The sequence below is a fragment of the Clavibacter sp. genome, from assembly GCF_014802555.1.
Lineage (GTDB): Bacteria > Actinomycetota > Actinomycetes > Actinomycetales > Microbacteriaceae > Clavibacter > Clavibacter sepedonicus.
The window spans coordinates 1-5,707 of the sequence record NZ_JAAVCB010000056.1; the positions used below are offsets into that span (position 1 = coordinate 1).

Consider the following 5,707-nt stretch of genomic DNA (forward strand, 5'->3'; position numbering starts at 1 on the left):
CATCGGGAGGCCGTGTTAACGCAGAAAGGCCCGCCGCACGATGTGCGACGGGCCTCCCCGTTCGTTCTCAAGTTAAGTCCGGCGGTGTCCTACTCTCCCACAGGGTCCCCCCTGCAGTACCATCGGCGCTGAGAGTCTTAGCTTCCGGGTTCGGAATGTGACCGGGCGTTTCCCTCTCGCTATGGCCGCCGAAACACCTCATACACACCCCACAGGGCATGCAATATGTGATGAATCGACCAGTCAAGCTGGTTGTTCAATTAGCACCCGACCGTATATCGGGAACCACATAGTGGACGCAAGCAAAATGTTTTCAAGATATCGGCTTATTAGTACAGGTTAGCTCCACGAGTCTTTAGTCCTCGCTTCCACATCCTGCCTATCAACCCGGTAGTCTAGCCGGGAGCCTTCACCCTAAAAGGGATGGAAATCTCATCTCGAAGCCGGCTTCCCGCTTAGATGCTTTCAGCGGTTATCCGTTCCGAACGTAGCTAATCAGCGGTGCTCCTGGCGGAACAACTGACACACCAGAGGTTCGTCCATCCCGGTCCTCTCGTACTAGGGATAGATCTTCTCAAATTTCCTACGCGCGCAGCGGATAGGGACCGAACTGTCTCACGACGTTCTAAACCCAGCTCGCGTACCGCTTTAATGGGCGAACAGCCCAACCCTTGGGACCTACTCCAGCCCCAGGATGCGACGAGCCGACATCGAGGTGCCAAACCATGCCGTCGATATGGACTCTTGGGCAAGATCAGCCTGTTATCCCCGAGGTACCTTTTATCCGTTGAGCGACAGCGCTTCCACGAGCCACTGCCGGATCACTAGTCCCGACTTTCGTCCCTGCTCGACTTGCCAGTCTCACAGTCAAGCTCCCTTGTGCACTTACACTCGACACCTGATTACCAACCAGGTTGAGGGAACCTTTGGGCGCCTCCGTTACTTTTTAGGAGGCAACCGCCCCAGTTAAACTACCCACCAGGCACTGTCCCTGAACCGGATTACGGTTCAAAGTTAGATATCCAGAGTGACCAGAGTGGTATTTCAACAATGACTCCACCCGAACTAGCGTCCGAGCTTCACAGTCTCCCACCTATCCTACACAAGCCACACCAAACACCAATACCAAGCTGTAGTAAAGGTCACGGGGTCTTTCCGTCCTGCTGCGCGTAACGAGCATCTTTACTCGTAGTGCAATTTCGCCGAGTTCGCGGTTGAGACAGCTGGGAAGTCGTTACGCCATTCGTGCAGGTCGGAACTTACCCGACAAGGAATTTCGCTACCTTAGGATGGTTATAGTTACCACCGCCGTTTACTGGGGCTTAAATTCTCAGCTTCGCACTTGCGTGCTAACCGTTCCTCTTAACCTTCCAGCACCGGGCAGGCGTCAGTCCGTATACATCGTCTTGCGACTTAGCGCGGACCTGTGTTTTTAGTAAACAGTCGCTTCCCACTGGTCTCTGCGGCCTTCAAACGCTTCAGGAGTAAATCCCTACACGCCTCAGGCCCCCCTTCTCCCGAAGTTACGGGGGCATTTTGCCGAGTTCCTTAACCACGATTCTCTCGATCTCCTTAGTATTCTCTACCTGACCACCTGAGTCGGTTTGGGGTACGGGCGATTGGAACCTCGCGTCGATGCTTTTCTTGGCAGCATAGGATCACTGATTTCGTCCGTGAGGACTACCCATCGGGTCTCAGGCTACATAGAAGACGGATTTGCCTATCTTCTGCCCTACATCCTTAGACCGGGACAACCATCGCCCGGCTCAGCTACCTTCCTGCGTCACACCTGTTAATACGCTAAACGCCCCAGCGTAGGGTCGTGTGCTAGGCCAAGACCGTCACCCCGAAGGGATCGAATCAAGGATTCAGACACTTAGCATTACTGGATTGTCTTGGGCGGTTCTTCATCGGTACGGGAATATCAACCCGTTGTCCATCGACTACGCCTGTCGGCCTCGCCTTAGGTCCCGACTTACCCAGGGCGGATTAGCCTGGCCCTGGAACCCTTGGTCTTTCGGAGGACGGGTTTCTCACCCGTCTTTCGCTACTCATGCCTGCATTCTCACTCGTGTGGCCTCCACGGCTGGTTCACACCGCCGCTTCGCTGGCCACACGACGCTCTCCTACCCATCCATACGGCTGGACCACGAAGGCCTGCCTATAATATAAATGCCACAACTTCGGTGGCGTGCTTGAGCCCCGTTACATTGTCGGCGCGGAATCACTTGACCAGTGAGCTATTACGCACTCTTTCAAGGGTGGCTGCTTCTAAGCCAACCTCCTGGTTGTCTATGCAACTCCACATCCTTTCCCACTTAGCACGCGCTTAGGGACCTTAGATGGTGGTCTGGGTTGTTTCCCTCTCGACGATGAAGCTTATCCCCCACCGTCTCACTGCTGCGCTCTCACTTACCGGCATTCGGAGTTTGGCTGAAGTCAGTAACCTTTTGGGGCCCATCGTCCATCCAGTAGCTCTACCTCCGGCAAGAAACACGCAACGCTGCACCTAAATGCATTTCGGAGAGAACCAGCTATCACGAAGTTTGATTGGCCTTTCACCCCTATCCACAGCTCATCCCCTCCATTTTCAACTGAAGTGGGTTCGGTCCTCCACGACGTCTTACCGTCGCTTCAACCTGGCCATGGATAGATCACTTCGCTTCGGGTCTAGAACATGCGACTCATACGCCCTATTAAGACTCGCTTTCGCTACGGCTGCCCCACACGGGTTAACCTCGCCACATATCACTAACTCGCAGGCTCATTCTTCAAAAGGCACGCTGTCACACGAACAAGGGTGCTCCAACGGTTTGTAAGCAAACGGTTTCAGGTACTATTTCACTCCCCTCCCGGGGTACTTTTCACCTTTCCCTCACGGTACTTGTCCGCTATCGGTCATCTGGGAGTATTTAGGCTTATCAGGTGGTCCTGACAGATTCACACGGGATTTCTCGGGCCCCGTGCTACTTGGGATACTCTCCGGACAGGCGACGACATTTCGACTACGGGGTTCGCACCCTCTATGACTGGCCTTTCAAGACCATTCGTCTATATCGCGCTCATTGCCCTCACAGCTCGGTAGAACTGTACGGAAAGTCCCGCAACCCCGACCATGCAACTCCTACCGGATATCACACATGATCGGTTTGGCCTCTTCCGGTTTCGCTCGCCACTACTAACGGAATCGCTTTTGCTTTCTCTTCCTGTGGGTACTGAGATGTTTCACTTCCCCACGTTCCCTCTACCCGCCCTATATATTCAGGCGGGAGTCACCAGGTCGCCCAAACGGCCTGGCGGGGTTTCCCCATTCGGAGATCCTCGGATCAAAGCTCTATTATCAGCTCCCCGAGGCTTATCGCAGATTTATACGTCCTTCTTCGGCTCCAGATGCCAAGGCATCCACCGTTTGCTCTTAGAATCTTGAAATCACATGAGATTGAATCGTTTCGCCTCCCCTAGAGGAGACAGAATTGACCAATGATCTATAAATAGATCTTTGTGATCCACCGGGTAAACCGGTGAATCTAAGATGCTCGCGTCCACTGTGTAGTTCTCAATATACGGGCGGTACCCCACCACCATCCACTCAAGGGACGACGGAAAGGGTCCGACAAGAAACCAGACACACCAAAAGGTGCGGCCCGGTCCCTCAGGACCCAACAGCGTGCAACATGCCCTCGACACACCAGACCATTTTCCCACCCCACAAGGAGGCGTACTAGCAGCCCGGCACATCAGCCGGCATCAATGTCAATGTTCCACCCATGAGCGCCACCGCCAGAACATACGCCTGACGCGTGACTTGGCACCCGTGATCTCCCTGTATACAGAGGAGAGGTGCACATGCTCCTTAGAAAGGAGGTGATCCAGCCGCACCTTCCGGTACGGCTACCTTGTTACGACTTAGTCCTAATCACCGATCCCACCTTCGACAGCTCCTCCCTTGCGGTTAGGCCACTGGCTTCGGGTGTTACCGACTTTCATGACTTGACGGGCGGTGTGTACAAGGCCCGGGAACGTATTCACCGCAGCGTTGCTGATCTGCGATTACTAGCGACTCCGACTTCATGAGGTCGAGTTGCAGACCTCAATCCGAACTGAGACCGGCTTTTTGGGATTCGCTCCACCTTACGGTATCGCAGCCCTTTGTACCGGCCATTGTAGCATGCGTGAAGCCCAAGACATAAGGGGCATGATGATTTGACGTCATCCCCACCTTCCTCCGAGTTGGCCCCGGCAGTCTCCTATGAGTTCCCACCATTACGTGCTGGCAACATAGAACGAGGGTTGCGCTCGTTGCGGGACTTAACCCAACATCTCACGACACGAGCTGACGACAACCATGCACCACCTGTATACCGACCTTGCGGGGCGCACATCTCTGCACGTTTCCGGTATATGTCAAGCCTTGGTAAGGTTCTTCGCGTTGCATCGAATTAATCCGCATGCTCCGCCGCTTGTGCGGGCCCCCGTCAATTCCTTTGAGTTTTAGCCTTGCGGCCGTACTCCCCAGGCGGGGAACTTAATGCGTTAGCTGCGACACGGAGACCGTGGAATGGTCCCCACATCTAGTTCCCAACGTTTACGGCATGGACTACCAGGGTATCTAATCCTGTTCGCTCCCCATGCTTTCGCTCCTCAGCGTCAGTTACGGCCCAGAGATCTGCCTTCGCCATCGGTGTTCCTCCTGATATCTGCGCATTCCACCGCTACACCAGGAATTCCAATCTCCCCTACCGCACTCTAGTCTGCCCGTACCCACTGCAGACCCGAGGTTGAGCCTCGGGATTTCACAGCAGACGCGACAAACCGCCTACGAGCTCTTTACGCCCAATAATTCCGGACAACGCTTGCACCCTACGTATTACCGCGGCTGCTGGCACGTAGTTAGCCGGTGCTTTTTCTGCAGGTACCGTCACTTTCGCTTCTTCCCTACTAAAAGAGGTTTACAACCCGAAGGCCGTCATCCCTCACGCGGCGTTGCTGCATCAGGCTTTCGCCCATTGTGCAATATTCCCCACTGCTGCCTCCCGTAGGAGTCTGGGCCGTGTCTCAGTCCCAGTGTGGCCGGTCACCCTCTCAGGCCGGCTACCCGTCGTAGGCTTGGTGAGCCATTACCTCACCAACAACCTGATAGGCCGCGAGTCCATCCCCAACCGAAATTCTTTCCACGACCAGACCATGCGGCCAATCGTCATATCCGGTATTAGCTACCATTTCTAGCAGTTATCCCAGAGTCGGGGGCAGGTTACTCACGTGTTACTCACCCGTTCGCCACTGATCCGCCAGAGCAAGCTCTGACATCACCGTTCGACTTGCATGTGTTAAGCACGCCGCCAGCGTTCGTCCTGAGCCAGGATCAAACTCTCCATAAATGCTTAAACGCACGACCACCCGAAAGCAGCCGGCACATCTAAAGCCAGACGTGAACGGGAATCGAACACGAACCAGCAAGTTTGAAACCGACAGAACAAATCATTACTGACTTGCTTGTTTGTTTAAATGTATTCCAAAGGAATCCGAAACGAGCATCCGAAGGACACCCGCAACGGGTATTTGGCATTTGACATTGTGCACGCTGTTGAGTTCTCAAGGAACGGACGCTCCCGACACCGACCATCACAGCCAGCCATCGGAGCTCACACTCCACCGCTCCCCGTGGGAGTGATCCAGACCACACAGGCCCAGCACTCACGTCGGAAGC

3 rRNA genes are annotated in these 5,707 nt (G+C 54.6%); all 3 read right to left on the bottom strand.

The annotated features are described in order from the left end of the window. Positions 1-76: 76 nt before the first annotated feature. The 3 genes from rrf to HDR73_RS06100 all read right to left on the bottom strand — a co-directional run bounded on the left by rrf (position 77) and on the right by HDR73_RS06100 (position 5,378). Positions 77-193: ribosomal RNA gene (rrf, locus tag HDR73_RS06090) — 5S ribosomal RNA — on the bottom strand. Between the two features lie 116 nt (positions 194-309). Further along, a 23S ribosomal RNA gene (locus tag HDR73_RS06095) occupies positions 310-3,429 on the bottom strand. Between the two features lie 428 nt (positions 3,430-3,857). Further along, positions 3,858-5,378: ribosomal RNA gene (locus HDR73_RS06100) — 16S ribosomal RNA — on the bottom strand. Together the 16S, 23S and 5S rRNA genes form the textbook arrangement of a ribosomal RNA operon. Between the last annotated feature and the right edge of the window lie 329 nt (positions 5,379-5,707).